We start from the raw sequence: 24,763 nt of genomic DNA on the forward strand, positions 1-24,763 counted from the left end.
GGCTGACGGCTCCTCGCCGGTGCGGTATCACCGGGGTATGCGGTATCCACAAGGGGGCGGGCTGACCGCCGAACGGCAGCAGTTCCGCGAGGAGTTACGGCTGAAGGCCGCCGAGAGGTTCGCCCAGGGCGAGGCGAGCTCGGTGATCGCCAGGGACCTGCGGGTCAGCGTCCGCTCGGTGCAGCGGTGGCGGCGGACGTGGGATGAGGGTGGTCCGCGGGCTCTGCGGTCACAGGGTCCGGCATCGTTGCCGAGGCTGAGCGAGAAGCAGTTCGCCCAGTTGGAGGTGGAGCTGGCCAAGGGGCCGGCCGCTCACGGCTGGGAGGACCAGCGCTGGACCCTGAGCCGGGTGAAGACGGTGATCGGTCGACGCTTCCACCTGACCTACACGATCCAGGGCGTGCGCAAGCTCCTGGTGCGCAACGGCTGGTCCTGCCAGGTCCCGGCCCGCCGCGCCATCGAGCGGGACGACGAGGCGGTGGCCGGTTGGGCCCGGGAGGTGTGGCCCTGCGCGGAAGACTCGCGGCGGTGAGTGGAGCATGGCTCGTCTTCGAGGACGAAGCCGGATTCTCCATGACGCCGCCGCAGGCGAAGACCTGGTCACAGCGCGGCCGGACCCCGGTGGTGCGGGTCCGCGGCCGTTCCCGCAGGCGGATATCGATCGCCGCGCTGACCTGCTACAAACCCGGCCACCGGTCCCGGCTGATCTACCGGCCGCGCCGGGACGACGGCCGACGCGACGGACGTAAGAGCTTCTCCTGGCGCGACTACCGGGACCTGCTGATCGCCGCCCACCAGCAGCTCGGCGGCCCGATCGTCCTGGTCTGGGACAACCTCAACGTCCACAAGGCCGCCGGCCTGCGGGATTTCGCCGACTCCCGGGACTGGCTGACGATCTACTACCTGCCGCCCTACGCACCCGACCTCAACCCCGTCGAGGGGATCTGGTCCCTTCTGCGACGCGGCTGGCTCTCCAACGTCGCCTTCTCCACCCCCGAACACCTCGTCCAGCGCATCCGACACGGCCTACGCCACATCCAATACCGCAGCCACCTCATAGACGGCTGCCTCGCCGAGACCGGCCTGACCATCAGACCCACCTGAGCGACCCAGCGACATCACGAGTTCAACCTCAGTAGCCGCTCTTAGCCGCTTTCAGTCGCCCCCTCGCGGTCTCTATGTCAGGAATTTCGAAAATAGGGACAAGTCTCGGCATGATCAGAGCGGACACCATCATCGCGATGTGGTACTTAGCGGCTTTGAGAGTAGTCGAGTCGGACGTGCGGGCGAAGAATCTGTCCACCCGATACAAAATCCAGGACGCATAGTAGTAGGCCTCAACGGGGTATTCATCCCAAACGAATGAGTTCTCGGCCTCTAGTTCTTTCGGAGCACCGATCGCCCGGAAAGACTCGCCGAACAGTGTTGCAGCGACCGCTCGGTTGAGTTCAGGAGTCGTGACGATGCGGGTCCGCGGGAAGTCAAGAGACGCATGCTGGTTCTGCCGCAGATAGCGTAGGCCGCCTACACCTGACTGGTTGAAATACTCTTCTACGTCCTTCGCCATCTGGGAACTCGCCTGGATGTCAGTTGAGCCGATGGGAGTTTGTAGGTTAGTAGCGATCGCCACGCTCGTACGCACCCCAACGTCGTCTGAGCTGACAATCTTTACTGGGATCCAGAGCTCAGAGAGGAGATCCGGTCTCGCCTTAACCGACTCGCTTGCTGCCCACCTAACGAGCTGGTGACTCGTCTGGCCGCCGTTTACGACCTGATACCCGGAAATGAAGAATCTGTCACCCGACCCCCGGAGGGATGTCGCAATGATCGTGAGTCCATTGTTAAGGAAGGGGAAGTGCTCGCGGTCATCGCTCTGCAGGGTACCCGCGATCCGGGTATTCACGGGGTTATGGCTACCGAGATCGAGGCGCACGTTGTCGTCGAAGATGCCTGCCCGGATGGATCCAGATTCATCCGTCAGCAACTTCATCATCTCCGTACCGGACAAGAGCCCGATGTAAGCCTCGTCCACCCGCTCCGTCGCAGGGATGGTCTGCCGCTTCTCAAAGTTAAACCGGATATTCTGGGGCCCATGACGCTCTTTTAGTTTTGCGGCTAGCGCTTCATGGCCATGAGTGTTTAGCTGCAAAGATTCTGAATAAATTCCGAGACCTCGAATACGATCAATCGCCGTTGTGACCTGCAGCTCTTGCTGCGCCCTCTTCCCGTAATTGCCGCTGGTGGTGACATAGAAGAGTTCACAAGGGATTCGCGTGTCTTGGAATTTGTCACCGTTCTCTGCGATTCGATCAATCAAAGCAGCTAGGTCGACCAGAGACGGAGGAAGCTTGACGCTCTTGGCCTTGATCGCGTACTTTGTCACAGCCTCGACGCCGTGGAGGAACTTCGCGATGAGCTTAGAATCGTAGGACTCGCTCGTCTTAGCCTGAATGAAGATTACCCTCGCTGCGTTAGTCGCCTAGTCTGAAATAAGGTCGTCGATCTCTGAGGGTTCGAAAACGATCTGTCCGTTGACCACGACGGCAGCGATGTCGACGCCCTCATCAGTCCCACCGCCCAGAACAGAACGCTCAATCTGCTCGACATCGTCCCGTACATATGGGAAGAGGTAGTTTGCCGCGACATACAGCTCGAACTGCTGCGCCTCGCTCCCCTCGGAGCCAAAATCCCGTGCAAACTTGGCCACTCGCTTTGCCGTGAGCGTGTGCACTTCATCCCCCTACCCAGCGCGAGCGCCGATTGCCATCACCGTGTGTTTGGCAGCAAGCGTAGCGTCCGAGTTGCCGCCGCCGCGAGCGAATGGTCAGGAAAGAAGAGTGTGAGCATCTTCAGATTCGCTGGACTGCCGCTGCCGCCGCCCGCGTCGTCGGCCCGGTCATCAACGGCCGCGAGCACGCCTTCGCCTTCGGGCGGCAACTGGACGTCCGCGTCATGCGCTCCGCCGACTTCGACGGCGGAACCGAGCTAACCGAACGCGCCGTAGCGGGCTACATCGCCAAGTACTCCACCAAGGGCGCCGAGACCGCGACCGGCACTTTCGACCGCCGCGTCCGCTTCTTGGCCGAGCTGGCGGGCGCAGAAATCACCGACCACGCACGCCGCCTCATCCGCACCTGCTGGGACCTCGGCGCACGGCGCGGCTCCGCGCCTCGGCCCACATGCTCGGCTTCCGCGGCCACTTCTCCACCAAGACCCGCCGCTACTCGACCACCCTCACCACCCTGCGCAACGCCCGCGCCGAGTGGCGACCCCTCCAAGCCGCCCTTGCCGATAGTGACGGCAACGATGTCCAAGGCACCGGCCGACTCTATCCTCGTCCTCGCCCACTGGGCCCTACGCCGGAACCGGCCTCCCCCACGGCGAACGCTGGCTCACCGACCTCCTGCAAGCACAACGCACGGAAGGAGAGCGCTCACGATGGCGGCGACTCCGATCACGCCGAAGTGGCACACGACGGCAGAGGTTGCCTCGATGCTCGGCTTCGGCCGGTCCAAGACGAAGATGCTCATCTTCACCGGTGAGATCCGGTCGGTGAAGGTCGGCCGCAACCGGCGCATCCTGCCAGCCTGGGTGGACGAGTACGTGGAGCGCTGCGCCGCTCAGGCTGAGGAGTGGGCGGCATAAGCGGCAAGCACGGGAACGGTGAGGGGTCCATCTACCCGTACCGAAACGGCTTCGCGGCCTACGTATGGGTAACGACGCCGGACGGGAAGCGCAAGCGGAAGTACGTCTACGGGCCGACGCGGTCGGTCGTGCACGAGAAGTGGCTGAAGCTGCAAAACGACGCCAAGAAGGGGCCAGTGGCGACGCGACACCGGACGTGGCGGCGCTCCTGGCGTACTGGCTGGAGTCGATCGTCAAGCCGCACCTCGCGCCACTGAGCGACTCTGTCGGGGATCTTGGAGTTCTCGGGACAAGGGCTGTCGGTGCTTGGAACGCTTCGGACAGTCCTGCGCAGTTCCGTCCTCCTGAGGTGATCAGTGTCCGTTCGTCCCCGGTCCGGTGCAGTAGTTCCCAAGCTCACGGCCCAGATGGCGCGGGCCAGCAACCCCCGCGGCACCACGGCGATGTGGGCACGTGATCACCTCGACGGACTCTGGAGCGACAGGGACTTCGCCTCCTGGTACCCGCGCGACGGCCGCCCCGGGCTCTCGCCGGCCCAACTCGCCACGGTCTGTGTGCTGCAGTTCCTGCTCAACCTCTCCGACCGGCAGGCGGCCGAGGCGGTCCGGTGCCGGATCGACTTCAAGTACGCCCTGGCCCTGGAGCTGGACGACCCGGGATTCCACCACAGCGTGCTGACCGACTTCCGTGATCGTCTGTGCGAGGACGATCGCGCGGACCAGCTGCTCTCGTTGTCGCTGGAGCGGATGCGGGAGGCCGGCATGGTCACCGAGCGCGGGAGGCAGCGCAGCGACTCCACTCAGGTCCTCGCTGCCGCGCGGGACCTCACCCGCCTAGAGCTGGTCCTCGAAGCGGTACGCGCGGCCTTGGAGGAAGCCGCTCAGCGGGCACCTGAGGTCCTGGACGGGCTGGTGGACAGCGATTGGGCCACCCGCTACGGGCGTCCGGTGCGCCTTCCCAGTCAGCCGAGTCACCCTGTCACCCGGCTCAAGCAGGCGGGAGCGGACGCCCGCCAACTCCTGGAACGCTTGACGCCCCACCAGCGCGGTCCTCGCGCGGAAGCGCTACGGAGGATCATCGTGCAGAACTTCCTCCTCGACGCCCGTGGCGGGTTACGTCCTCGCACCCAGAAGGACGGACAGCCCAAAGGAGCTGTGCGGATCGTCTCGCCCTACGACTGCGAAGCCCGCCGGGCCATCCGGGGCAATACCCGCTGGAGCGGCTATCTGGTCCACATCACCGAGACCTGCGAGACCGGCGCCCGGACCAACCTGATCACGGACATCGCCACCACCAGGCCGACCCGGGACACCGAGGCCCTCCCCGGCATCCACACCCGCCTCCGTGACCGCCGACTGCTGCCCCGGCAGCACCTTCTCGACGGCGGCTACCTCTCCGTTTCGCTGCTGCACCGCTCCCTCCGCGACCACGAGGTCGAACTCGTCGGACCCGTCAAAGCCAGCGGAGCATGGCAGAGCAAGGAACAGACCGGCTTCACCCGGGACGAGTTCTCTATCGACTTCGACCAGCGCCAGGTCACCTGCCCCAACGGCAAAACCAGCCACATCTGGATCGAACCACCGGCCATGGCTCCCTACACCGTGGCCCGGTTCCGCCCACACCAGTGCGACCCGTGCCCCGACCGGTCTGCCTGCACCCGTGGCACCGCCGCCCGCACCGTGAACTTCCTCCCCCGACCCCTCCACGAGCTCCAGGCTCGAAACCGCACAGACCAGCAAGACCCCCAGTGGAAACGGCTCTACGCCACCCGGTCCGGAGTCGAAGGCACCATCTGCGAGTTCATCAACGGACACCAGGCCCGACGCAGCCGCTACCACGGCATCCGCAAGACACACGTGCAGCACGTCCTGACCGGCATCGCCATCAACATCGAACGCCTCGCCTCACGCACTACCCGACACCCCCACCGCCCTCGCTCCTCCACGACCTTCCAGCAGTACCTCACCGCCCGCGGTCTGACCTGGCAATGCTGGTGGCGACAAGGCAAATGAGCCGCAGGCACAAGATCCCCGACAGAGTCGCTCACTGACGTTGTCTCGTACGAGGGGTACGCGCGGCTCTACATCGTGCCGTTCCTCGGGACGAAGCGGCTCGACAAGTTGACCGTGCGGGACGTGCGCGAGTGGCTGGCGAAGCTGTCAGACACGTGCCAGTGCTGCACGCAGAGGAAGGACGAGAAGCGGTCGCCCGGTCGGCGGACGTGCTGTGCGGCCGGTGAGTGCTGCGAGTCATACCCGTCCCGCCGGGTGGTGCAGGCGTCCCGCGACGCCCTGCGGGCCGCGCTCACCCACGCGATGACCGAGGAGGAGATCGGGAAGAACGTCGCCTCGCTGGTGTAGGTGCCCAAGCCCCGGCGGCGTCGGATCAAGCCGTGGTCCGTCGCTGAGGCAGGGCGGTTCCTCGCCGACGCGGTGGCCCAGGATGACCACCTCTTCGCGGCCTGGGTGCTCGTGTTGTGCCTGGGTCTACGGAGGGGTGAGGTGCTGGGGCTGACGTGGAAGTCCGTCGACCTGGAGGCGGGGGAACTGTACGTCGATCACCAGATCCAGCGTGCCGGTCGGCAGATCCTCCATCGGGAGACCAAGACGGAGGAGCCGGACGACTTCCTGCCGCTGCCCGCGCTCTGCCTCAAGGCCCTGCGGATGCGCCGGGCCCAGCAGCTCGGAGGCCGGAAGGCCGCGGGCGACCACTGGCAGGACACGCACGGCCTGATCTTCACGACGAAGTACGGCACCCCCATTGAGCCGGGGAACCTCACGCGGATCTGGTCGCGCTCAAGGTCCACCCGAAGGTGGCCCAGCGCATCCTGCGGCACTCGCAGATCGCGATGACTATGGAGGTCTACGCGGAAGCGAGCGAGGAAGAAGTGCGGGACGCGATCGGCCGCCTGTCGGACGTCATGGGCGGTGGCGGCTGACACACCCCAACAATGCTGGCGCAGGGGACGATTCAGCTAAGTCGCCAACGGACAACTAGAAGTTCATGAGCTTCTGGGCTGACGCGTCCTTACAGGCTTTCGGTGCCCTGACAGGCACGCTGGCCGGTGGCACCATCACGGTGCTCGTAGCACGATGGCAGACGAAAAGGACCATCGAGACACAGGTGACACTGGTGACATCTGGACATCAGGCCAACCTTCAACTGGAGGAACTGAGTCGAAATCGCGCGAGGTCGAGCGAAGCCGCCCGGATGCTTCTGGAACGCCTGGCCGACCTCTACGCGTGGCTGCCATCGCTGCCGGATGTCTCCACAGATCAACCGCGGCTCAGCGTTCATGCTCGCGATCAGTGCAGGTCCGCTCTCACCTCGATCTGGCGTGGAATGATCACGGACCTCATGAGCATCAACGACGGTGAGCTGCGCACTCGGTACCGTGAGTTGGTGCGACTCGCTTACGACGTCGGATACCGAGAAGCGGGGGCACCCGACTACAAGCGCCAGATACGTGACGTAAGAGGATACCTACGCTACGTGCAGCACAGTCTGGCGGCACTGATCGATGAGCAACCGTTGCCGGCCCACGCCGACCCGCCGGTGCTCACTCGCTCCGCCGGCGAACCGTGGCTTCCACCGGTTGTGCCACCGCACTGGCGAGACCCTGCCGACGGCAGTTAGCTTCCCGTCCTTGCGAGCAGGGCTTGGGCGTTGCTGTACTCCGCTGCTTGCACGCACGAAAAAGCCCCCTCCGGGATGATCCCGAGGGGGCTTTGACCTGCTGCGCGCTCGGCAGGATTCGAACCTGCAACCTTCTGATCCGTAGTCAGATGCTCTATCCGTTAAGCTACGAGCGCTTGGCTTCCCGGCTGTTTCCGGCCGTTCGGCGTTTGCGGGGACAACATTACATGACCTGTGCCGGTAGGCGAAATCCGATTCGGACAGGCGGCCTGACCTGCGAAAACACCCCTGCGGCGGGGGTCATCGCAGGAGCCTGCGGAGGGTACGCGAAAGCCCCTGCCGCAGGCGGCAGGGGCTTCTCGTGATCTTGGGGATCGAGCGGAGGCTGAGGGATTTGAACCCTCGATGGGGTGATAGCCCCAAACCGCATTAGCAGTGCGGCGCCATAGACCAGACTAGGCGAAGCCTCCAGGCACACCACGGCCAGCGGGTATGCGCAGATGATGGTACAGCCTCGGGCGGCTGTGACCGATCGCCGTCAGAGTACCCGGCCGGTGGCACCCTGGGCAAAGCGCTGGGACGGCGGGGTGTGGGGTGCCTCGTTCGGGTGGGTGTCCGGCCGAGTTGCGCAACGCGGGACGGGGTGGAGCGTTAGGAGGGTGGGGCCGGGTTGTGGTTCCTCATCCTCAGGGAGTTGTGATGGTGCGCCGTACTGCTGCTGTTGTCGTCGGATGTGTCGCTGCGCTGGCCGGGATGGGCGGGACGGCCGTGGCCTGCCCGTCGCCGGGGGGCGGGCACGGGGACCGGCTGACGATCACCTACCAGGAGGGGCGGACGGCGGACGTCCAGCGCTTCGTCCTGGAGTGCCACCCGGCCGGCGGTGACCACCCGCAGGCGAAGGAGGCGTGCGCGGCGGTGGACCGCGAGACGCGGAACCGGGCGGCGAGCCCGTTCGCGCCGGTGGAGCAGGACGCGATGTGCACGTACATCTACGGCGGCCCGCAGACGGCGCGGATCACGGGGACGTGGCAGGGGCGGACGATCGACGCCTCCTTCGAGCGCACCAACGGCTGCGAGATCGCGCGCTGGGACCGCCTGACGCCCGCACTGCCCGAGGTGGAGTAGCGGTTCTGCGCCGGTTCGGGCGGAGTTGGGATGTTGGTGTTTGTGGGATCCCACAGCGTCTGCGGCGACCGTGGCGTGTGCAACAGGTGCCCGTAGACTCCCTGGGGTGACACGCCCAGACTGACCGGGAGGAACGCCGACGTGAGCAGCAGGCCGTCCCGAGGCGCTGCTCGCCTCGCCGCCATACTCGACGCCCTGCCCGACGCGTTGTTGCTCGTCAACGCCAACGGCACCGTCGTGAACGCCAACAGCATCGCCCTGGAGTTCTTCGAGACTCCGGGTACCGCGCTGATCGGGCGCGGGCTGCTCGACCTGCTGCCCGCGTTCGACTCCAAGCGCATCCCCGGGTCGATGCGCCGGCCCGATGAAGAGGTGGAGGGGCGGCAGCCCCCGACGCGCATGATCGCGCGCCGGACCGACGGTGAGGAGTTCCCCGTCGAGGTCACGAGTGCGAACCTGGAGGACGGCCGGACGCCGTACGAGTCGTCCTTCGAGGCCGCGTACGCGGACCACGGGAACAGCTACACGGGCAACGAGCTGCTGATGCTCGTCGTGCGGGACCTCACCGGGACGCTGGACACCGAGGCGGAGCTGGCCCGGCAGCAGCGGCAGACGGAGATGATCCTGCGGGCGGCGGCCGAGGGCGTCGTGGGGACGGACGTCGAGGGGCGGGTCGTGCTGGTCAATCCGGCCGCCGCGTCGATCCTGGGCCATCGGGCGAGCGACCTGGGCGGGCAGCCGCTCCATCCGCTGGTGCACCACTCGCGGGCGGACGGTACGCCGCTGCCGTACGAGGAGACGCCGCTCGCGGACACCCTGAGGTCCGGCCGCAAGCACCGGGTGCGCGGGCAGGTGCTGTGGTCGAAGGACGGCCGTCCGGTGCCGGTGGACATGACGACGGCGCCGGTGCGCGACGGCGAGCAGCTCGTCGGCGCGGTACTGACGTTCACGGACCGCTCGTCGTTCGACGCCCTGGAGGCCCGGCACGAGCAGCTGCTCGCCGTCGTCAACGACGCGCTGCGCGGGCCGCTGGACGAGCTGCGCCGGGAGCTGGGCGGCCTGGCGGCGGACCCGGCCGGGCAGCTGTGGCCCGAGGCGAACCAGGTGCTGCACTACCTGTCGGCCGGGTACGCGCGCATGACGACGCTCATGGACAACGTCATGAGCTTCCACGCCCTGGAGACGGGCCGGGAGAGCCTGGCCAAGGAGCAGGTCGCGCTGGACGCGGTGATCTCCGCCGGGGTGGAGGACGCGGTGGAGCTGGTGGGGCCGGGACGCGTCCAGTTCGCGGTGCACGCGCCGCCGATCCAGGCCGTCGTCGACCCCCGGTTGCTGAGCCTCGCGATCGCGCACCTGGTCGCGGACGTCGCTGGGGTGGACGCGACGGGCAACACCATCGGGGGCGGCGGGGGCGGGTCGACGGTCGTCGTGGCCGCCGCCAAGCGGGGCAAGGGCCCCGACGCGGTCGTCCGCATCGAGGTGCGCGGCCCGCACCCCGGCGGAAGCCCGGTGCACCAGCCCGTGGTGCGCGGCGTCGTGACGCGGCACGGCGGTGTGCTCCAGACGCACGAGCTGCCGGGCGGCGGCGCGAACGGGAGCGCCTTCGTGCTGGAGGTGCCGGTCGGTGACGTGGACGAGAGCCTGGTGCCGCCCGCGCCGGAGCCGGAGCCGGACGCCGAGAAGCCCGCAGCGGACGCGGCGGGGTCGGCGGAGGCCGTGCCCGCGACGCCGGCGGGGCGACGGGCGCGGCGCGCCCTGCGGCGCGTCGACGAACCGTCCGACGGTGTCGGTACGGAGGCCGTTCCCGCGACGGGTGGCGAAACGGCCGGCCACGGCGTCGCGGGCCTGATTCCGGAGCAGGGGACGCCCGCCGACGTGCCGCCCGGGACCGGACGGCGGGCCCGGCGCGCCCGGCCCGGGCCGACGGACACGCCGCCCCCGGCACCGGCACCGGCACCGGCACCGGCACCGGCACCGGGCCACCCCGACGTCGCGCACCCCGGCGGAGTTCCGGCACGCCCGGCGCAGAGCGCGGAGCCGCAACGGCGTGCCCCCTTCGCGCTGCCCCCGGCGGCTGCGGACCGTGCCCCCGCCGCCGCGGACCATCCGGCGGAGGGCGGGCCCGTGGACCCTCCGGGCGGCGAGGGCCACCCCGGTGAGTCGCCGGTCGGGGACCGGCCGACGGGGCGGCGTCGCAAGCCCGCACCGCCCGACGAGCCCACCGCCCCGGCGGCTCCCGGTCAGGCGCCGGTGCCGGACGGCGGAGCCGCCGGTCCCACCGCAGGCCACGGCGCCGGGCCCACCGCAGGCCCCGGGCCGGGCCACCCCGGGCCCGTACCGGGCGAGCACGGTGGGGCGGCGGCGTTGGAGCCGGCCAGGAAGGACCCCCGCGCCGGTCAGCCCGTCGTGGCCCGCAGCCCGATACTGGGCGGCGGCGCGCCGAGCCGTCCCGACCCGGCGGCGTCTCCCGCCCAGCCCATGCCCGGCGCGGAGCCGCGCGCGGAGAGCGCTCCGGGCGCGGGGGTGAGCGTGCGGACGCTCGGCCAGGGCGTGCCCTTCGCCCGTCGCGCCCCCGACTCCGGCGAGCACGCCGTGCCCCCGACGCCGCAGCCGTCCGTGCCCACGCCCCCGGACGGGCCCACCCCGCCGGACCGGCCCACCCCGCCGGACGGGCCCGTGCCGCCGGGCGTCCCGTCGCGCCCCGCCGCACCGGAAGCCGCGCCGAACCCGGCCGCTGGGGAGGCGCCCCCCACGGCACCGGCCGCTCCGGCCGCTCCGGCCGGTTCGCCCACCCCGGCCGCCGGGACGGGCCGCCGTCGCAAACTCGCGGCGCCGCCCGCCGAGGGGGAACGCCGACCGGGTGCGTCCACGCCGGGCACCCCCACGCCGGGTACAGCCACACCGGGCACCCCCACGCCGGGCACCCCCGCGAGCCAGGTCCCGGGACGGCCCGGGCCGCCCCATCCCGGCACGCCGCCGCCCGCGCACCTGCCCGCGCCGGCGCGGCAGTTCGCCATCAGCGCGCCGGAGGCCGGTGCCGACGAGGGCCCGGAACCGCTGGACGGGCCGAACGGCGCGGTGGAGGTCCGGGAGGGCGGCGCGCACACGCCACCGCACCCCATCGACGTCGACGACGAGCTGCCGCCCGAGCCGCTGGACAACCCGCGCCGCCTCCTCGTCTGGCCCGAACCGGACGTCTCGACGCAGCAGGCCCTCACCGACCGCGGCTACCGTCCGGTGATCGTCCACTCGCGTGAGGAGGTGGACGCGCAGATGGCGGCCTACCCGGCGGCCCTGTTCGTCGACCCGCTGACGGGGCCCATCACGCGGACCGCCCTGCAGTCCCTGCGCCAGGCCGCCGTGGCCGCCGAGGTGCCCGTGCTCGTCACGGCCGGGCTGGGGCAGGCGGGCCGGGAAGCGGCGTACGGGGCCGACCCGGCCGTCCTGCTGAAGGCGCTCGCCCCCCGTGACAGCGACCAGCACCCGCCGCGCGTTCTCCTCGTGGAGGAGCAGCAGGTGATCGCGGAGGCGTTCGGCGCGACCCTGGAACGGCGCGGGATGCAGGTGACGCACGCCCCCTCCGACAGCGAGGCGGCGGCGATCGCCGCGCACGTCCGGCCGAACCTCGTCGTGATGGACCTGCGCCAGATCCGCCGCCGCCGGGCCGGGGTCATCGACTGGCTGCGCGTCAACGGCCTACTGAACCGCACCCCGTTCGTGGTCTACACGTCCGCCGCGATGGACCCGGCGGAGCTGGGCCTGCTCGCCTCCGGGGAGACCGTGCTGTTCCTCGCCGAGCGCTCGACCAGCCCCGACGTGCAGAGCCGCATCGTGGACCTGCTGGCCAAGATCGGCGCGAACTGACGCCCGCCCCCGGATCGGTCGCTGCCGACCCGGGGGCGCGCCGGGAGACGACTACGCGAGCGTCGTGATCTCCAGCTCGCCGTCGGCGTGCCGCTTGCGCAGCACCTTCTTGTCGAACTTCCCCACCGACGTCTTCGGCACCTCCTGGATCACCGACCAGCGCTCCGGAAGCTGCCAGCTCGCCACGTGCCGACCGAGGAACTCGCGCAGCACCGCGAAGTCCGCGTCCGAGCCCTCCCGGAGCACGACGGTGGCCAGCGGCCGCTCGCCCCACTTCTCGTCCGGCACGGCGACGACGCACGCCTCCAGGACGTCCGGGTGCGCCATCAGATGCCCCTCCAGCTCCACCGACGAGATCCACTCGCCGCCGGACTTGATGACGTCCTTGGCCCGGTCCGTCAGCGTGAGGAACCCGTCCGGCGAGATCGTGCCGACGTCGCCGGTGCGCAGCCAGCCGTCCGGGCTGAACTTGTCCTCCGGGCGCAGCGGCTCCTCGGCGCCCGCACCGCCGTAGTAGGCGGCGGCGATCCACGGGCCGCGCACCTCCAGCTCGCCGGTGCTCTCTCCGTCCCACGGCGCGAACGTCCCGTCCGGCGCGGCCAGCCGGGCCTCGACGGAGGCGGGCAGGCGGCCCTGGGTGAGCCGGTACGCCCAGCTCTCGTCCTCCGACACCCCGGCCGGCGGGCGGGCCACGGTGCCCAGCGGCGACGTCTCCGTCATGCCCCAGGCGTGGACGAGCGTCACGCCGTGCCGCTCCTCGAAGGCGCGCATGAGGCTCGGCGGGCAGGCCGACCCCCCGATGACGACCCTGCCGAAGGACGAGATGTCGCGCGGGTTCGTCTCCAGCTCGGCCAGCAGGCCCTGCCAGATGGTCGGGACGGCGGCGCCCACCGTCGGGCGCACCGTCTCGATCATCTCCGCGATCGGTGCGGGCTGGAGGAACCGGTCGGTCATGAGGAGCGAGGCGCCCGCCATGTAGGCGGCGTGCGGCAGCCCCCAGGCGTTGACGTGGAACATCGGGACGACCGGCATCGTGATGTCCGCCTGCGACAGGGCGAACGCCTCGGCCGAGTTGACCTGGAGCGCGTGCAGGTACGTCGAGCGGTGGCTGAACAGCACACCCTTGGGGTCACCCGTCGTGCCGGAGGTGTAGCAGAGGGACGCGGCCTGCCGCTCGTCGACGTCCGGCCACTCGTAGGTCGTCGGACGCCCGCCGATCAGCTCCTCGTAGTCGTGCACCCGGACGCCCGCCGCCTGCGCCGCCTCGGTCAGCGCGGCCCGCTCCCCCACCCCGGTGACCACGACGTGCTCCACCGTTCTCAGGTGCGGCAGCAGCGGGACGAGCAGCGGCAGCAGCGTGCCGTTGACGAGGACGACGCGGTCGGCCGCGTGGTTGACGACCCAGGCGAGCTGCGTCGGCGGCAGCCGCAGGTTCAGGGTATGGAGGACGGCGCCCATGGCGGGGACCGCCAGGTAGGCCTCCAGGTGCTCCGCGTTGTTCCAGCACAGGGTCGCGACCCGCTCGTCACCCCGGACGCCGAGCTCGTCCCGCAGGCCATGGGCGAGCTGCGCGGCCCGCGCGCCGACCTCGGCGAACGAACGGCGCTGCGGCTCGCCCTCCCCCGTCCAGGTGATGACCTCGGCCTTGCCGTGGACGGTGCGGCCGTGCTCCAGAATCCGCGCGACCTGCAGGGGTACGTCTTGCATCGTGCTCAGCATGGGGCCAGCCTCCCGAAGAACCAGCTACGTGCGGGTAACAGGCTGATTCTCGGGCCGTACTAGACCGTATGTCACTACCTGGAGCCTGTGTCGTGACCGTCACCGCCAGGACACGGCGACGGAAACACGTCCCCCTCGCCGAGCTGCCCCGACGTGCGACGGCGTCGGCCGGCCGGGCCGCGTCAGGCCGAGCCGGGCCGCGACACGTCAGGCTGCGGCGTCGAGCGCGTCGGCCGTCAGCTGCGGGTCCTCCCGCAGCTTCGTCAGCGCCCGGGAGACGGCGCTCTTCACCGTGCCCACGGAGACGCCCATGACGGCCGCCGTCTGCGCCTCGCTGAGGTCCTCGTAGTACCGCAGCACGACCATCGCACGCTGCCGGGGCGGCAGCTTCAGCACCGCGCGCCACATCGCGTCGCGCATGGCCTGGTGCTCCGCCGGGTCGGGCCCGGGCACCGGGTCCGGCTCGGGCAGCTCCTCGCAGGCGAACTCGTCCACCCGGCGCTTGCGCCACTGCGAGGTGCGCGTGTTGATCAGCGCCCGGCGCACGTAGCCGTCCAGCGCGCGGTGGTCCTCGATGCGCTCCCACGCCAGGTACGTCTTGGTGAGCGCGGTCTGCAGGAGGTCCTCGGCGTCACACGGGTCCGAAGTGAGGGAGCGCGCGGTGCGCAGCAGGACCGGGCCGCGCTGCCGCACGTAGGACGTGAACGACGGGACCGACGGCGACGCGGACGGCGCGCCGCCCACCGCACCGCCGTCCTCCGGAGCGCTCGTCCGGACGGCGCGCCCGGCGGTGTTCTTCCCGGTGGCTCTCTTCCCGGCGGTGCCCTGAGCTGCGGAGGCCCGGCCTGCGGAGGCGGCGGACGAGGCGGACATCGGACGACGCGGCACCAGCCGCGTCACGGTGGCGCCGACAGGCGCCGCGACGGGTGCGGAGTTGCCGGCGGAAGTCCCAGGCGTGGTCATGGCTCAACGCTATGAGCGCGCCGCCCGTCCCGGGATCGGCCGGAGGTGCCGAGCCCTCTCCGCCTCAAGTTGTAGGACGGCTTCGGCGTCCACCCTCCTAGGGGTGGAGGGCCGTGCCGTCCCCCTCAGGGCCGCCCCCGACCCGGCCCCCGACCCGGCCTCGACGGCCGGGGTGCGGCCCCACGCGGCGGGGTCGGCCGGGGACGCACGGACGGGCCGGACGCCCGCACCCCGGTGCGGCCGTCCGGCCCGTACCTCACGTGACTCCCTCGGCGCCGCCCTTCCCCGGGACGCGCCTACCGGCTCACCTCAGCTCGGAGAAGTTGATGGAAACGGTGTTCTGCTCGATCGCCGCGTAGTCGGCGCCGTTCACGCTCGCGTTGTTCGCCTGGTTCGAGGCGCCCAGACCGGTCGCGGCCTGCTGGTTCGTCGTCGTGTTCCCGGCGTTGTCCCCGCTCACCCCGCTCCCGACGCTGCTGACCACGCTCGCGTTGGAGCCGTCCCCCGCGAAGGCGCCGTTGTCGGCGTGCGCCACGCCGCCGAGCGCCGCCACCGCGAACGGCAGAGCGGCGGCAGCGGCGATGACCCGAGCGGTTCGGACACGTGCCATAGCTGTTTCCTCCAGAAACGGAAAAGTTGCGCTGCCGGACGGCTGGCCGACCGCCCGGCGGGACGACGTCGCGCCCCCACGCTGCCCGGCCCACCGGCACCGAACCCACCGAACCGGGCTGCTTCCCCCGAAGGTATGAAGATGTGTGAACAAACCCGGCGCGCGGGCGAACACGCGGCGGGCGCCGGGCGTCACAGCGGACCGGCGGGACCGAGCGCGTACCCCGTCAGCACGAACGTCGGCGCCCACACCGCGCTGCTCAGCACGGACCACACCACGTAGCGCCGCAGCGGCATCCCGGCGACCCCGCACAGCGTCGGCACCAGCGTCCGCAGCACCCCGGTGAAGCGGCCCACGAACACCGCGCCCCCGCCCCGGCGTTCGATCAGCGCCAGCGCGCGCTCCGTGCGCCGCTGCCAGGTCAGCAGCCGCCGCGACGCGTACGGGCGCGGCACCACCCCCAGCGGCACCCGGGCCCGCCACCGTCGCCCGGCGGCGTACCCGGCCACGTTCCCCGCGACGCCGCCCACCAGCGCCGCCGTCACCGCCGCCAGCACCGGGACGTGGCCGTGCCAGGCCAGCAGTCCGCCCGCCACCAGCGCCGTCTGGCCGGGCACCACCACCCCCACGACGGGCAGCGCGGCCTCCAACGCCGGGAGCACCAGCACCGCCGCCAGAATGCCGACACCGCCCAGCACCGTGACGTGATCGGCCAGCCAGGCCGTCATCCGCGCCCCCTCCCCACGGCGCACCCCGACCCACCGCGGCCGGAGCACCCCGCCCAGCCAACCGCCCACCGGTCGCGTCCCGCACGACACCGGCCGGTGACCGTCCCCCGGCGCCCGTCACCGGCCCCCGAAAGCCGCTCCCCCGACCGGACGGGCTTTCTACAATCCCGGCGTGACCTCCTTCGAGCAATGGTCCCTGATCGTCACGTCCGGCTCCCTGCTGGTGAGCGTCGTGGCCTTCGCCGCCCTGGCCCGGCAGTTGCTCATGCTCGCCCGGGGCACGGCCATGGACCACGACCGGCGGCGCAAGCAGGCGACCATGGAGTACCTCACCGCCACCATGGACCGCCGCCGTGCGTTACGCGCCGAAGGCGTCCCCGACGAACGTGACGAGGCCGCCGTCTCCGCCCTGGTCGGGCGCGCCCTCCAGAACCGTGCGGACGTGCGCGAAGCCCTGGCCCAGGTAGTACCGGTGCAACCGCTCGTTGCTGGTCCAGGCGTCCAGCCGCACCCAGCCGGCCCCCGCGCGCCAGGCGCGGTCCCCGGCCCAGTCGAGCAGCCGTCCGCCGAGATTGACCCCCGGCAGCCGGTTCCACCACCTCATCACCCGTCCACAGCCCGGCGGGCGGCTCGAAGGTCACCGTGATCGTCGCCGCAGTCGCCCCGGCGTCCTCGACCAGGAACACCGTGCCCGCGCGCACGGCCGCCAGCAGCCGCTCCACCGGATACGGCCGCTGCCACTGGTCGGACCCCCGCCGCGCCAACCACGCGGCGGCCTCCTCCCGAAAGGCCACCAACCGCTCCACGTCACGCACCCCCGCCACCACCACCCGCACCCCGCCGCCCCTCCCCGAGCCGACCCCGGCTGAGCGATCAGCTCACGTACTTCTCGATCGCCTCGACGATGTCCGCGTCGGTCTCCTGATGCCAGGACGGCAGTTCAGACCAGTCCGCCACGTAGCCCGGCTTCGGATCCGCCCACTGCTTGAACATCTGAGCCGTCCAACACGTCGCGACGAAGCGCCCCTTCTGCTCACGGGACAGCCGCGCCGTACTGCCGCCGCTGACCTCGACGAAGTGCCGGACCTGCTCGTACACCGAACCGGCGGCCTCACGCTCCCACTGCGGGGTCTCGTCCCACGGGGTGACGTACCCGGCCTTCGGTTCTCCCGGGTGGTGCTGGTGGACTCCCGCGATCCACGCCTCCCGGAAGAACCGCGCGCCCTCGGCCTGCGACATGCCAACCCCTCTCGTCACGGTGTGTTCAGAGCGGCGATCTCCGCTCCCAGCTCCGCCACGCGGTGGTCACGGCTCAGAGGACCGAACTCGTCGCACAGGGCCCGGAGTCTACGAGCGTTCAGGAGGATGAAAGCCGGCCACAGGGTGGCCACACAGACAGTCAGAGATGGGATACCGGCGAGTCGGGGTACGAGAAGGTGAATTCCAAGGGGTGCTCCTCTGTGCGGGTTACCCCCCTCTGGACTACGAGATTTATGAGCTGGGCGCAGGCGGTGGGTTTTGAACCCACGGTGAACATCGCTGCCACGACGATCTTCAAGACCGACCCGCCTGACGGCAAGAACCGCGACCTGACCTGCTTGACCCACGCCCGGGTATCCCGCACGCCAGAGCCTTGCCCACACATGACCCACACCCGCTGAGGCGGAGCTGGCTTTGTTGGACGCTCTGCTTGCGGGGTCAACATGCCGGGGGGCGCTACACTCGCGCCCTCCATGCCCCCTTGTCCAAGTCGCCTCTATAGATCACCGTTTGACTCCGAACGTCGCTCGGTGGTTGGGCTGCCAGTGGGAGGGCGGAGGGCTATGGGGTCGGCAAGTCGATGGGCGCATGACACGTTTGGTGACCTGGCCGACGAGCTGGTTGACGTCGTACCGGCCTGCCTCACTCGTGCCCATGACCGGGCACGCCACGGTCAGGAGGGCGTGCATACGCAGACACTCGAAGCCTACGGCCACGGCTTGTACGCCGTGCAGTACGAAGAGCTGTCCACCGGCCTGGCCAGCTACGGGGCGCCCGTGCGGCTCAAGGGACGCACGCTCGTCATCGTGCGCGATCACCTCATCTACCCCATCCGCTACGCCAAGAGGGACGTCCCCGTCACCGCCGCCCGTCTCCGCAGGGTCACCGGGCTACGCGCTGACCTGATCCGTCGCCACGGCCCGGAGCCAATGCAGCAGGAGCTGGACTTGGGCTTCGACGATCCGGACGAACCGGAGGAGCGACCCGACCTGAGCGTGATACCTGAGGACGTGAGCTTGGTGCTGGTGGCCTACGCCTGCTCGATGGAGCACGGCCTCGTGCGCGCAGAGTGGGGCTCTGCGGAGCTCCGCCGGGAGGACAGGTACCTCATCTGGCATCACCACGAGCCGCTTCTCGTGCCGGCTCAGGGAGCGGGAGCTTGAGGATCCATCTGGGCTTCGTTAATTCGCTCGGCGGAACCATGGGGAGCACCAGGCAGTCACAGGAGCCGGACACGACAACAGCCCCCGACCGAACATTCAGATCAGGGGCCGTTGTCGTTGCTCTCAGGGCGGAGGCGGTGGGATTTGAACCCACGGTGACATCGCTGCCACGACGGTTTTCAAGACCGCATCGCGTAGAGGGCAGAAACCCCGTGTGACCTGGCACGTTGTCGGGCCAGACCACCAAAACCAAGCTGACTTGGCCACAGGTTGGCCAACTAGCCCAGCAAGACTCTTCCCCATAGCACTACCCGGCCACCGGCACGGGCTCGGGTGCCACGTCCACGAACCCGTGGTCGGCTGGCCCAGTGAGTCGCTGAGCCAACCAGCCGGAGACACGCGGACCGCCGTTGACGGCCGTGCCCTCGCGGACGGTACGCACGTGCTCGAATCCCCGCTCAAGGTAGTACCGCTGTAGACCCTCGTTCGTGGTCCACGCATCGAGCCTGAGCCACTTGGCTCCGGCACGGTATGCCCGATCGCCTGCCCAGTCGAGCAGCCTTCCGCCTAGGTTCGCGCCAGCATGGCTCCGTGCCACGGTGAGCTTGGTGACGAACATGGACGGCTCGCTAAGTTCGTGGTCGGTCCACAGACCCTCTTCGGCTATCGCGTCCAGAGTGATCGTGGCGGCCGTCACCGGGCCGTCGTCCAGCATGAAGACCGCACCGGCCTGGACAGTGGCCAGCAGTCGGTCTGCCGGGTAGGGCCGCTGCCACTGGTCTGAGCCGAGCTGGATCAGCCACGACGCGGCCTCCTCCCGAAAGGCGAGGAGCTGGGCAACGTCTTGCGGCTGGGCCAGTCGAATGATCACCGAACGTTCCCTTCGCGGGCAGACAGATTCCCGATCTCATAGTTCATGCGGTTCAGGTCGCCTCGAAAGGTGGTGATGGTGGACCGGATCGGGCGCTCCTCCGAGTAGCCGGTGCGCGTCCAGAGGAGCACCGGCACGCCTGCGCCGATCTCCAGCATCCGCGCTTCCTCCGGAGTGGGCATTCGGGTCGCGATCTCGTCGAAGTACCCGACTTGTTCGACCCCGTGCGCCGCCAGGAACCTCGTCGTGCCCTCCGCGATGTCGCCCGGTTCTGCCAGCCGGGGAGCCTCGTCCACCAACCACGACGGGTAGTGCGTCGCCTGCGTGGACCATGGGACGTCGTCCACGAAGCGGTGGCAGAAGCGGAGCACCGTTCGAGACCCCGATTCCACCTTGAGCCGCTGCGCCACGTCCTCGGGCGCCGGTCGGATCTCGACGCGGAAGGTTTGGTGCGGCCTGCGGCCGGCGTTTGCGACGTCAGTGCTGTAGGCGTCGCCGTTCTGCGGGAAGCTCAGATTCTCGAAGCGCGAGGCGTTCAGCTCGAAGACCTCGTGCTTCGTCACCTCGTACCCCAGTCCTTGGCTGGAGGTCACGAGTCCCTGCGACACCAACAATCCGAGTCCGGAGCGGACCGTGTTGCGTGAAGCCCCGAAGCGGGCCGACAACTCACTCTCCGAGGGCAACCGCGACCCAGGCGGGTAGGTGCCTCCGTCGATCTCGCGGCGTAGGGCGTCCGCCACCTGTTGGTACTTCGGCTGCTTGCTCATACCCCCATCATCACCCACTCGCTCAACTTGTTGGTACATGCGGGCTCCCGTTGCTTGACACCGGCATTGCTTGTAGGTCAGCATCAACTCAATCAACTTGTACCAACAAGTTGAGCAAGAGGAACCCCTCTCTTGGGTTCTGTTTGCTGCGCCCGGACGGCTCCGTGGAAGCGGGTCGAAAGGAAGCGCCCGGTCTTTGACAACTGCATGGGGATCACGCCGCCTCTCCTCGGCCAAGTAGGCGGCCACGCGGCCCGCGACCTGCGGGTTCACGTGAGGTACAGCGCAATCCCAACTTCCGCAGCCAAGCGGCTGCGGCCGGTTGCCTCCTCCGCCCGTCTCGTACGGGCGGGGTGTGGGGAGCCGGAAAACGTCCGGCCCCGGGAGGGGTCCCCATGTCCATCTGGACGAGTCTGATCGCGGTCATCGGCACCTTGGGCGGTGCGGCGACCGCGTCCTTGATGCAGCAGCGGTCCGCCCGTGCGGACCGCACCGAGCAGCGAGTTCGGGAGCTGCGGCAGCAGCGCTTGGAGGCGGTCACGGGTCTGTCGGCGGCGCTGGCAGATCACCGCCGGGCGATGTGGCTGCGCGAACAGGCCCGCCTGTCGGGCGGTGACTGGGAGGCGGCGCGGGCCGCGTCGCACGAGACGCGGGCCGCGATCACCGCGCCGATGACCGCGCTGGTGCTGCTGGCGCCGTCCCTGACCGGCGCTGCCCGCACCGCCGCTGACGCCACCTACGCCCTGCGCGACGCCGACACCCCGGCGGCGCTGGAAGCCGGGCGCACGGCCGCTATCAGCGCGGTCGAGGACCTGGTGAAGCAGGCATCCGACCTTTTCTGAACCACCGCTCAGCCCCGGCCCCGCCCTGCGCGGGGGCCGTGACGGCGCTGGATCGAATCCAGCCCCGGGGCACTCCGGCCACCACCGGCCGGGCCCAGATCCCAAGGGAGCAGACATGGCCAGGAAGAACCGCATCACCATCAGCGACGACCACACCGGCGACGTCGGCGAGGTCATCTCCGGCACCAGCGGCCCGGTGGCGCTGAACGGCGACGTCTACCAGGGCGAGACCCACACCGACCGCGAGGACAGCGGCGGCCGGACCTTCAGCGGCAACAACATCACCGTCGTCAAGGGCGACCACCACGGCGTGATCTCCCGCAACTTCTGACCACCCGAAGCACCCCACAACAGGGTGCTTCCCCCTTCAGACGGCGCGCGGCCCCGGTGCTGGAACACCGGGGCCGCTGTTCGGGCCGTCCAACCTAAGGAGTCACGACCCATGAAGCCCATCCTCCCACCGGCGGCAGTCCCGCTGCCGGACATCGAGCCGACCCCCGCCGACCTCGCGGCCATCGGGGCCGAGATGCCGCTCATCCGCGCGGAGGTCGAGCTGCTGGACGTCGAGATCACGCTGATGGACCGGCCGGGCACCGAGCTGGACTGGCAGCGCTGGCGCCGCCACCTGGGCCGGGTGCTGGACGCCCGCCGGGACCTGGCCAACCGCACCACCGGTCACGGTGAGGTGATCGCGTGAGCAGCCTGCTTCCCGCCGCCGTGGCGGCGGCGCCGGTGGCGGCCGGGTGGGGCGTGCACGGGCTGTGGCTGCGCCGCCAGCTCCGCACCGCCCGCCGCGACCCCCTCACCGGGCTCCGAACCCGCGCCGCGTTCGAACGGGCCGCCACCCGCACCCTGCGGCACGGCCCGGCCGCCGTCCTGGTCATCGACCTGGACGGCTTCAAGCACGTGAACGACACCTACGGCCACGCCGCCGGAGACCACGCCCTCACAGCCGCCTCCGGCGCCTTGACCGAAGTGCTGGTGGGGCGGGGCGGGATCGCCGGACGGCTGGGCGGGGACGAGTTCGCCGCCGTCGTCCCGGCCCCGCACGACTACACGGTGCCCTGGCTCCTGCGGGGCCTGCACGGCGCCTTGTGCGCCCCGCTGGCCTACCAGGGCCACACCCTGCACGTGGGTGCTTCGATCGGCGCGAGCCTGACCGCCGAACACCCCACCCCGCACCTGCCGCTGGCGTTGCGGCGGGCGGATGAGGCCATGTACGCGGCCAAGCGCGACGGCGGCGGCTGGCACATCGCCGACGGACCCACCCCCAGCCTGCGGACCGTCAACGGCCGCCGCGCCGGACGCAGGGGCACCCGGGGGGTGGCGGCATGAAGGAGTTGACCCGGGGGCAGGTGGCCGTTCTGGTCGCTGCCGGGGTGCCGATGGTGGCGGCCGGTGTGGCCGGCGGGATCGGCACCTACACCAACATCGTGACGGCGTTCGGCCGTGCGGCGACCGCCGTTGGTGTGGTCGCCGCCGGTGAGGGCGTGACGCTGATCCTCGCCCTGGTGATGGTCGGGCTGACCATGCTCGGCCAGACGGCCCCGGCCCCGGTGCGGGCCGGTCTGTGGCTGGCGCCCATGGCCGCCTCGGCGACGAGCATCGCGGTGGCGGACGGCTTCACCGAGGCCGTCGTCTACGGCATGACGCCGCTGGCCATGTCGGCCGCCGCCGAGGGCCTGGGCCTGCTGGCCCGCCGGGTGTGGGTGTACCGCACCGGGGTCGACATGGAAGCCCGCCGAAAGAACGCCGCCACGGTGCAACGGCTCGCCTACCACCGGGCACGCGCTCAGTCGCACCCGACGAGCTTCGTGCGGTGGCGCTCCGAGCGGGTGGCATGGCGGCTCGCGGCGAAGGTGGGACACGGAGACGTGGCCCTGGCCGACGAGCTGGTGGAGGTGCAGCGGGCCCGGCTCGTCGAGGGCGCGGACGCCGCCCTTGCCGACATGCTCGGCAACCCGACCGACGTAGGGGTGTCCCCTGCTGCGGGGGCCCTTCCCTCGACGCCCGACGTCGAGGAGCTGCCCGCCGCCTCGGAGGGTGGCGCCCCTGCGGACACTCCTGCCGCTCCGGTGCGGGTGGACGTGGAGCGGGTGCCGGTGGTGGGCCCGTTCTGGCACGACGACGAACCCCCCGCGCTGCCCGTGCCGCGCCCGGTGCTGGCGGCCGCCGAGCCTCGGACGGTGGTCACCGAGCCGGTCACCGACGAACCGACCCCGGGCCAGCTTCGGCAAGCCGCACGCCGCCTGAACACCGCCGCCGTCAAGGCCACCGGACGCCCGGTCACCATCACCCGGCTGCGCGAAGAACTCAGCCTGTCCCGCCGTGACGCGACCGAGTTGCGGCGCCAGATCGTCACCAAGGGGAAGACGACATGAGCAACCTGCCCGAGCACCGGCACACCGCCGATTGCGGCTGCTACACGCGCCCGGTGCCGCTCCCCGAGCCGTCCCCGGCACAGCAGATGCCGCAGGTCGTCCACGTCCACCAGGCGCCCCCGGACCGCACCGTGCAGCGGCTCGCCCTCGGCGCCGGCATGGGCGCCGGGACGGTCGCGGCGGGGGTGTTCTTCGGGCCGCTGCTCGTCGGCGCGCTCGCCTCGATGGCCGTCACCCTCCTGGCCGTCACGCTCGCCGTGGCGGTCACCTGCTGGGCGGTGGTGCACGTCGTGAAATCCGTCGGCGGCACCGAGGGGCAGGCCGCCGCCAAGACCCTGCGCCGCAAGCGCTGAGAGGGGGTCGTGATGTTCAACGCCGGTGACGAGGTGCTGATCGTGTCGTGCGAGGACGACCCGCGCGCCGCTGGCCGCACGGGCCGGATCGTCGACGAAGTCCAGCCGGGGCCGCTGACCGGCGGCCGGTGGACCGTCCACCGCGTCAGCCCCTTGATCGGCCCCGTCCTGTGCCACGGCCACGAGTTGCGGCCCGCCTGACGGCTGCCTGTCCGCCCCCGGACCCCCCGGGGGCGAGTGGGGAGCCGGGACAGTTCCGGCCCGCACCGAAGGAGGACACCTTGCCCAGCAACGTCGACGAGATCGCCTGGCGCCTGATCAACACCGAGGACTGGGGCGGTGGTCTGGAGCGCACCTACCAGGCCGAGAACGTCGAGCACGCCGGATGTGGCGGTGACGTGCTGCTCATCCAGCTCCACGACGAGATGGACGCCGTCACCGGCAGCCGCTCCCGCTGCGCGCAGTGCGGCGACGACCTCACCGACTGACCAACCGAGAGGCCGACATGTCCGAGTACACCTACACCCGCGCCGAGAAGGCCGAACGCGCCCGCCTGCTGCTCAAGGGCGCACGCGGTGCCTACGGCGACACCAGCGCGGTCGAGCGGCGCATTGACCGCATCGACCAGGTGGCCGCCGACCGGGCCCGCCGGGAGCACGCCGCCCACGCCCGCCTCCTAGACGAGGCCCGCAACGCCGTCGCCACCGCCCGGGTCGCCGAACGCGCCGCCGGACGGGGTGAGCGGGCCGCCGCGCGGGAAGCGCGCCGCGCGGCCGAGAAGCACCTGCGCGCCGTCGAGCGCACCGGCAGGTAGATCCGCCCCGGGGCGACCGCCT

At 70.5% G+C, this 24,763-nt stretch carries 26 protein-coding genes, 3 tRNA genes and 3 pseudogenes; 19 read left to right on the top strand and 13 right to left on the bottom strand.

Translation table 11 applies throughout. The features are described 5' to 3' along the window. Positions 1–37: 37 nt before the first annotated feature. Positions 38–1,104, top strand: a protein-coding gene (locus V6D49_RS26230) for an IS630 family transposase (protein ID WP_445330511.1) whose coding sequence is annotated in 2 segments (ribosomal slippage) — positions 38–481 and positions 484–1,104 — 1,065 coding nt in all. Because the reading frame shifts where the segments join, the coding sequence is not laid out codon by codon here. Positions 1,105–1,132: 28 nt separating this feature from the next. Here the strand turns inward: V6D49_RS26230 and V6D49_RS12085 are convergent. Together V6D49_RS12085 and V6D49_RS12090 are read right to left on the bottom strand one after the other, a co-directional pair. Beyond that, positions 1,133–2,383, bottom strand: a complete 1,251-nt coding sequence (locus V6D49_RS12085) for an AIPR family protein (RefSeq protein ID WP_340559471.1) — start codon at positions 2,381–2,383, stop codon at positions 1,133–1,135. A gap of 96 nt (positions 2,384–2,479) precedes the next feature. Next, entirely contained in the window at positions 2,480–2,731 is a 252-nt protein-coding gene (locus tag V6D49_RS12090; protein ID WP_340559472.1) for a hypothetical protein, read from the bottom strand. An 89-nt stretch (positions 2,732–2,820) separates the two neighbouring features. Here V6D49_RS12090 and V6D49_RS12095 point away from each other — a divergent pair. The 6 genes and pseudogenes from V6D49_RS12095 (at position 2,821) to V6D49_RS12120 (ending at position 7,281) form a co-directional block, all read left to right on the top strand. After that, positions 2,821–3,542, top strand: a pseudogene (locus V6D49_RS12095) (replication initiator). After that, positions 3,454–3,645, top strand: a complete 192-nt coding sequence (locus tag V6D49_RS12100; RefSeq protein ID WP_445330638.1) for an excisionase family DNA-binding protein — start codon at positions 3,454–3,456, stop codon at positions 3,643–3,645. Before V6D49_RS12095 ends, V6D49_RS12100 begins: the two are co-directional and overlap by 89 nt. After that, positions 3,633–3,904: pseudogene (locus tag V6D49_RS12105) on the top strand (site-specific integrase); the annotation flags it as partial. The gene V6D49_RS12100 and the pseudogene V6D49_RS12105, both read left to right, overlap by 13 nt. A gap of 148 nt (positions 3,905–4,052) precedes the next feature. Continuing rightward, positions 4,053–5,657 (top strand): IS1182 family transposase, encoded by a 1,605-nt coding sequence (locus tag V6D49_RS12110; RefSeq protein WP_340559476.1) that lies wholly within the window; start codon positions 4,053–4,055, stop codon positions 5,655–5,657. Positions 5,658–5,699: 42 nt separating this feature from the next. Next, a pseudogene (locus tag V6D49_RS12115) lies at positions 5,700–6,583 on the top strand (site-specific integrase); the annotation flags it as partial. Between the two features lie 65 nt (positions 6,584–6,648). Continuing rightward, the gene (locus tag V6D49_RS12120; protein ID WP_340559478.1) at positions 6,649–7,281 is read left to right on the top strand and encodes a hypothetical protein; all 633 of its coding nucleotides are present in this window, start codon (positions 6,649–6,651) and stop codon (positions 7,279–7,281) included. 103 nt (positions 7,282–7,384) lie between these two features. Here the strand turns inward: V6D49_RS12120 and V6D49_RS12125 are convergent. Both V6D49_RS12125 and V6D49_RS12130 read right to left on the bottom strand, forming a co-directional pair. Next, positions 7,385–7,457: transfer RNA gene (locus tag V6D49_RS12125), tRNA-Arg, on the bottom strand. A gap of 203 nt (positions 7,458–7,660) precedes the next feature. Then, positions 7,661–7,751, bottom strand: a tRNA-Ser gene (locus V6D49_RS12130). 229 nt (positions 7,752–7,980) lie between these two features. Between V6D49_RS12130 and V6D49_RS12135 the strand changes: the two genes are divergently transcribed. Both V6D49_RS12135 and V6D49_RS12140 read left to right on the top strand, forming a co-directional pair. Then, positions 7,981–8,406, top strand: coding sequence for an SSI family serine proteinase inhibitor (locus V6D49_RS12135; protein ID WP_340559479.1), 426 nt, complete (start codon positions 7,981–7,983; stop codon positions 8,404–8,406). Between the two features lie 141 nt (positions 8,407–8,547). Beyond that, on the top strand, positions 8,548–12,270 hold the full coding sequence (locus V6D49_RS12140) for a PAS domain-containing protein (protein ID WP_340559480.1): 3,723 nt from the start codon (positions 8,548–8,550) through the stop codon (positions 12,268–12,270). A 51-nt stretch (positions 12,271–12,321) separates the two neighbouring features. Here V6D49_RS12140 and V6D49_RS12145 read toward each other — a convergent pair whose 3' ends face one another. From V6D49_RS12145 to V6D49_RS12170, 6 genes are all read right to left on the bottom strand, one after another. Beyond that, positions 12,322–13,989 carry a long-chain fatty acid--CoA ligase gene (locus V6D49_RS12145; RefSeq protein WP_340559481.1) on the bottom strand — a complete coding sequence of 556 codons (1,668 nt, stop codon included), beginning with the start codon at positions 13,987–13,989 and terminating at the stop codon, positions 12,322–12,324. 207 nt (positions 13,990–14,196) lie between these two features. After that, the gene (locus V6D49_RS12150) at positions 14,197–14,733 is read right to left on the bottom strand and encodes a SigE family RNA polymerase sigma factor (RefSeq protein ID WP_340563921.1); all 537 of its coding nucleotides are present in this window, start codon (positions 14,731–14,733) and stop codon (positions 14,197–14,199) included. 523 nt (positions 14,734–15,256) lie between these two features. Then, positions 15,257–15,562, bottom strand: coding sequence for a hypothetical protein (locus V6D49_RS12155; RefSeq protein WP_340559483.1), 306 nt, complete (start codon positions 15,560–15,562; stop codon positions 15,257–15,259). A gap of 191 nt (positions 15,563–15,753) precedes the next feature. Continuing rightward, complete coding sequence (locus V6D49_RS12160; RefSeq protein ID WP_340559485.1) at positions 15,754–16,290, bottom strand: DedA family protein; 537 nt, start codon at positions 16,288–16,290, stop codon at positions 15,754–15,756. Between the two features lie 358 nt (positions 16,291–16,648). Then, positions 16,649–16,894 (bottom strand): hypothetical protein, encoded by a 246-nt coding sequence (locus V6D49_RS12165; RefSeq protein WP_340559487.1) that lies wholly within the window; start codon positions 16,892–16,894, stop codon positions 16,649–16,651. Between the two features lie 269 nt (positions 16,895–17,163). Further along, entirely contained in the window at positions 17,164–17,529 is a 366-nt protein-coding gene (locus tag V6D49_RS12170; protein WP_340559489.1) for a hypothetical protein, read from the bottom strand. 584 nt (positions 17,530–18,113) lie between these two features. Here V6D49_RS12170 and V6D49_RS12175 point away from each other — a divergent pair. Next, positions 18,114–18,713, top strand: coding sequence for a hypothetical protein (locus V6D49_RS12175; protein ID WP_340559490.1), 600 nt, complete (start codon positions 18,114–18,116; stop codon positions 18,711–18,713). A gap of 129 nt (positions 18,714–18,842) precedes the next feature. Here V6D49_RS12175 and V6D49_RS12180 read toward each other — a convergent pair. The 3 genes from V6D49_RS12180 to V6D49_RS12190 all read right to left on the bottom strand — a co-directional run bounded on the left by V6D49_RS12180 (position 18,843) and on the right by V6D49_RS12190 (position 20,351). Next, positions 18,843–19,012: transfer RNA gene (locus V6D49_RS12180), tRNA-Ser, on the bottom strand. 8 nt (positions 19,013–19,020) lie between these two features. After that, positions 19,021–19,584, bottom strand: coding sequence for a GNAT family N-acetyltransferase (locus V6D49_RS12185; RefSeq protein WP_340559491.1), 564 nt, complete (start codon positions 19,582–19,584; stop codon positions 19,021–19,023). Next, positions 19,581–20,351, bottom strand: a complete 771-nt coding sequence (locus tag V6D49_RS12190) for a GntR family transcriptional regulator (protein WP_340559493.1) — start codon at positions 20,349–20,351, stop codon at positions 19,581–19,583. The genes V6D49_RS12185 and V6D49_RS12190 overlap by 4 nt, the downstream gene beginning before the upstream one ends. Positions 20,352–20,746: 395 nt before the next feature. On the opposite strand from V6D49_RS12190, the gene V6D49_RS12195 reads away from it, so the two are divergent. From V6D49_RS12195 to V6D49_RS12235, 9 genes are all read left to right on the top strand, one after another. After that, positions 20,747–21,193: a protein kilB gene (locus V6D49_RS12195; protein WP_340559495.1), complete on the top strand. Its 447-nt coding sequence runs from the start codon at positions 20,747–20,749 to the stop codon at positions 21,191–21,193. A 115-nt stretch (positions 21,194–21,308) separates the two neighbouring features. After that, positions 21,309–21,524 carry a hypothetical protein gene (locus tag V6D49_RS12200; RefSeq protein ID WP_340559496.1) on the top strand — a complete coding sequence of 72 codons (216 nt, stop codon included), beginning with the start codon at positions 21,309–21,311 and terminating at the stop codon, positions 21,522–21,524. A 111-nt stretch (positions 21,525–21,635) separates the two neighbouring features. Then, a complete protein-coding gene (locus tag V6D49_RS12205) occupies positions 21,636–21,890 on the top strand; it encodes a DUF6284 family protein (RefSeq protein ID WP_340559498.1) in 255 nt (84 codons plus the stop codon). Then, positions 21,887–22,528 (top strand): GGDEF domain-containing protein, encoded by a 642-nt coding sequence (locus V6D49_RS12210; RefSeq protein ID WP_340559500.1) that lies wholly within the window; start codon positions 21,887–21,889, stop codon positions 22,526–22,528. Before V6D49_RS12205 ends, V6D49_RS12210 begins: the two co-directional genes overlap by 4 nt. After that, entirely contained in the window at positions 22,525–23,574 is a 1,050-nt protein-coding gene (locus V6D49_RS12215) for a hypothetical protein (RefSeq protein WP_340559501.1), read from the top strand. The genes V6D49_RS12210 and V6D49_RS12215 overlap by 4 nt, the downstream gene beginning before the upstream one ends. After that, complete coding sequence (locus V6D49_RS12220) at positions 23,571–23,927, top strand: DUF6251 family protein (protein WP_340559503.1); 357 nt, start codon at positions 23,571–23,573, stop codon at positions 23,925–23,927. Before V6D49_RS12215 ends, V6D49_RS12220 begins: the two co-directional genes overlap by 4 nt. A gap of 12 nt (positions 23,928–23,939) precedes the next feature. Continuing rightward, positions 23,940–24,128 carry a hypothetical protein gene (locus V6D49_RS12225; RefSeq protein ID WP_340559505.1) on the top strand — a complete coding sequence of 63 codons (189 nt, stop codon included), beginning with the start codon at positions 23,940–23,942 and terminating at the stop codon, positions 24,126–24,128. Positions 24,129–24,208: 80 nt separating this feature from the next. Next, positions 24,209–24,415, top strand: coding sequence for a hypothetical protein (locus tag V6D49_RS12230; RefSeq protein WP_340559507.1), 207 nt, complete (start codon positions 24,209–24,211; stop codon positions 24,413–24,415). A gap of 17 nt (positions 24,416–24,432) precedes the next feature. Further along, positions 24,433–24,741, top strand: coding sequence for a hypothetical protein (locus V6D49_RS12235; protein WP_340559509.1), 309 nt, complete (start codon positions 24,433–24,435; stop codon positions 24,739–24,741). Positions 24,742–24,763: the final 22 nt, after the last annotated feature.

The sequence above is a fragment of the Streptomyces sp. GSL17-111 genome (assembly GCF_037911585.1).
Classification (GTDB): Bacteria; Actinomycetota; Actinomycetes; order Streptomycetales; family Streptomycetaceae; genus Streptomyces.

Excerpts from the sequence above, each read along its gene's own strand:
- V6D49_RS12175 (WP_340559490.1), top strand. The coding sequence starts at position 18,114 with ATGGGGTCGGCAAGTCGATGGGCGCATGACACGTTTGGTGACCTGGCC.
- V6D49_RS12195 (WP_340559495.1), top strand. The coding sequence starts at position 20,747 with ATGTCCATCTGGACGAGTCTGATCGCGGTCATCGGCACCTTGGGCGGT.
- V6D49_RS12120 (WP_340559478.1), top strand. The coding sequence starts at position 6,649 with ATGAGCTTCTGGGCTGACGCGTCCTTACAGGCTTTCGGTGCCCTGACA.
- V6D49_RS12170 (WP_340559489.1), bottom strand. The coding sequence starts at position 17,529 with ATGTCGCAGGCCGAGGGCGCGCGGTTCTTCCGGGAGGCGTGGATCGCG.
- V6D49_RS12145 (WP_340559481.1), bottom strand. The coding sequence starts at position 13,989 with ATGCTGAGCACGATGCAAGACGTACCCCTGCAGGTCGCGCGGATTCTG.
- V6D49_RS12235 (WP_340559509.1), top strand. The coding sequence starts at position 24,433 with ATGTCCGAGTACACCTACACCCGCGCCGAGAAGGCCGAACGCGCCCGC.
- V6D49_RS12135 (WP_340559479.1), top strand. The coding sequence starts at position 7,981 with ATGGTGCGCCGTACTGCTGCTGTTGTCGTCGGATGTGTCGCTGCGCTG.
- V6D49_RS12165 (WP_340559487.1), bottom strand. The coding sequence starts at position 16,894 with ATGAGGTGGTGGAACCGGCTGCCGGGGGTCAATCTCGGCGGACGGCTG.
- V6D49_RS12110 (WP_340559476.1), top strand. The coding sequence starts at position 4,053 with ATGGCGCGGGCCAGCAACCCCCGCGGCACCACGGCGATGTGGGCACGT.
- V6D49_RS12225 (WP_340559505.1), top strand. The coding sequence starts at position 23,940 with ATGTTCAACGCCGGTGACGAGGTGCTGATCGTGTCGTGCGAGGACGAC.
- V6D49_RS12215 (WP_340559501.1), top strand. The coding sequence starts at position 22,525 with ATGAAGGAGTTGACCCGGGGGCAGGTGGCCGTTCTGGTCGCTGCCGGG.
- V6D49_RS12220 (WP_340559503.1), top strand. The coding sequence starts at position 23,571 with ATGAGCAACCTGCCCGAGCACCGGCACACCGCCGATTGCGGCTGCTAC.
- V6D49_RS12200 (WP_340559496.1), top strand. The coding sequence starts at position 21,309 with ATGGCCAGGAAGAACCGCATCACCATCAGCGACGACCACACCGGCGAC.
- V6D49_RS12160 (WP_340559485.1), bottom strand. The coding sequence starts at position 16,290 with ATGACGGCCTGGCTGGCCGATCACGTCACGGTGCTGGGCGGTGTCGGC.
- V6D49_RS12205 (WP_340559498.1), top strand. The coding sequence starts at position 21,636 with ATGAAGCCCATCCTCCCACCGGCGGCAGTCCCGCTGCCGGACATCGAG.
- V6D49_RS12190 (WP_340559493.1), bottom strand. The coding sequence starts at position 20,351 with ATGAGCAAGCAGCCGAAGTACCAACAGGTGGCGGACGCCCTACGCCGC.
- V6D49_RS12155 (WP_340559483.1), bottom strand. The coding sequence starts at position 15,562 with ATGGCACGTGTCCGAACCGCTCGGGTCATCGCCGCTGCCGCCGCTCTG.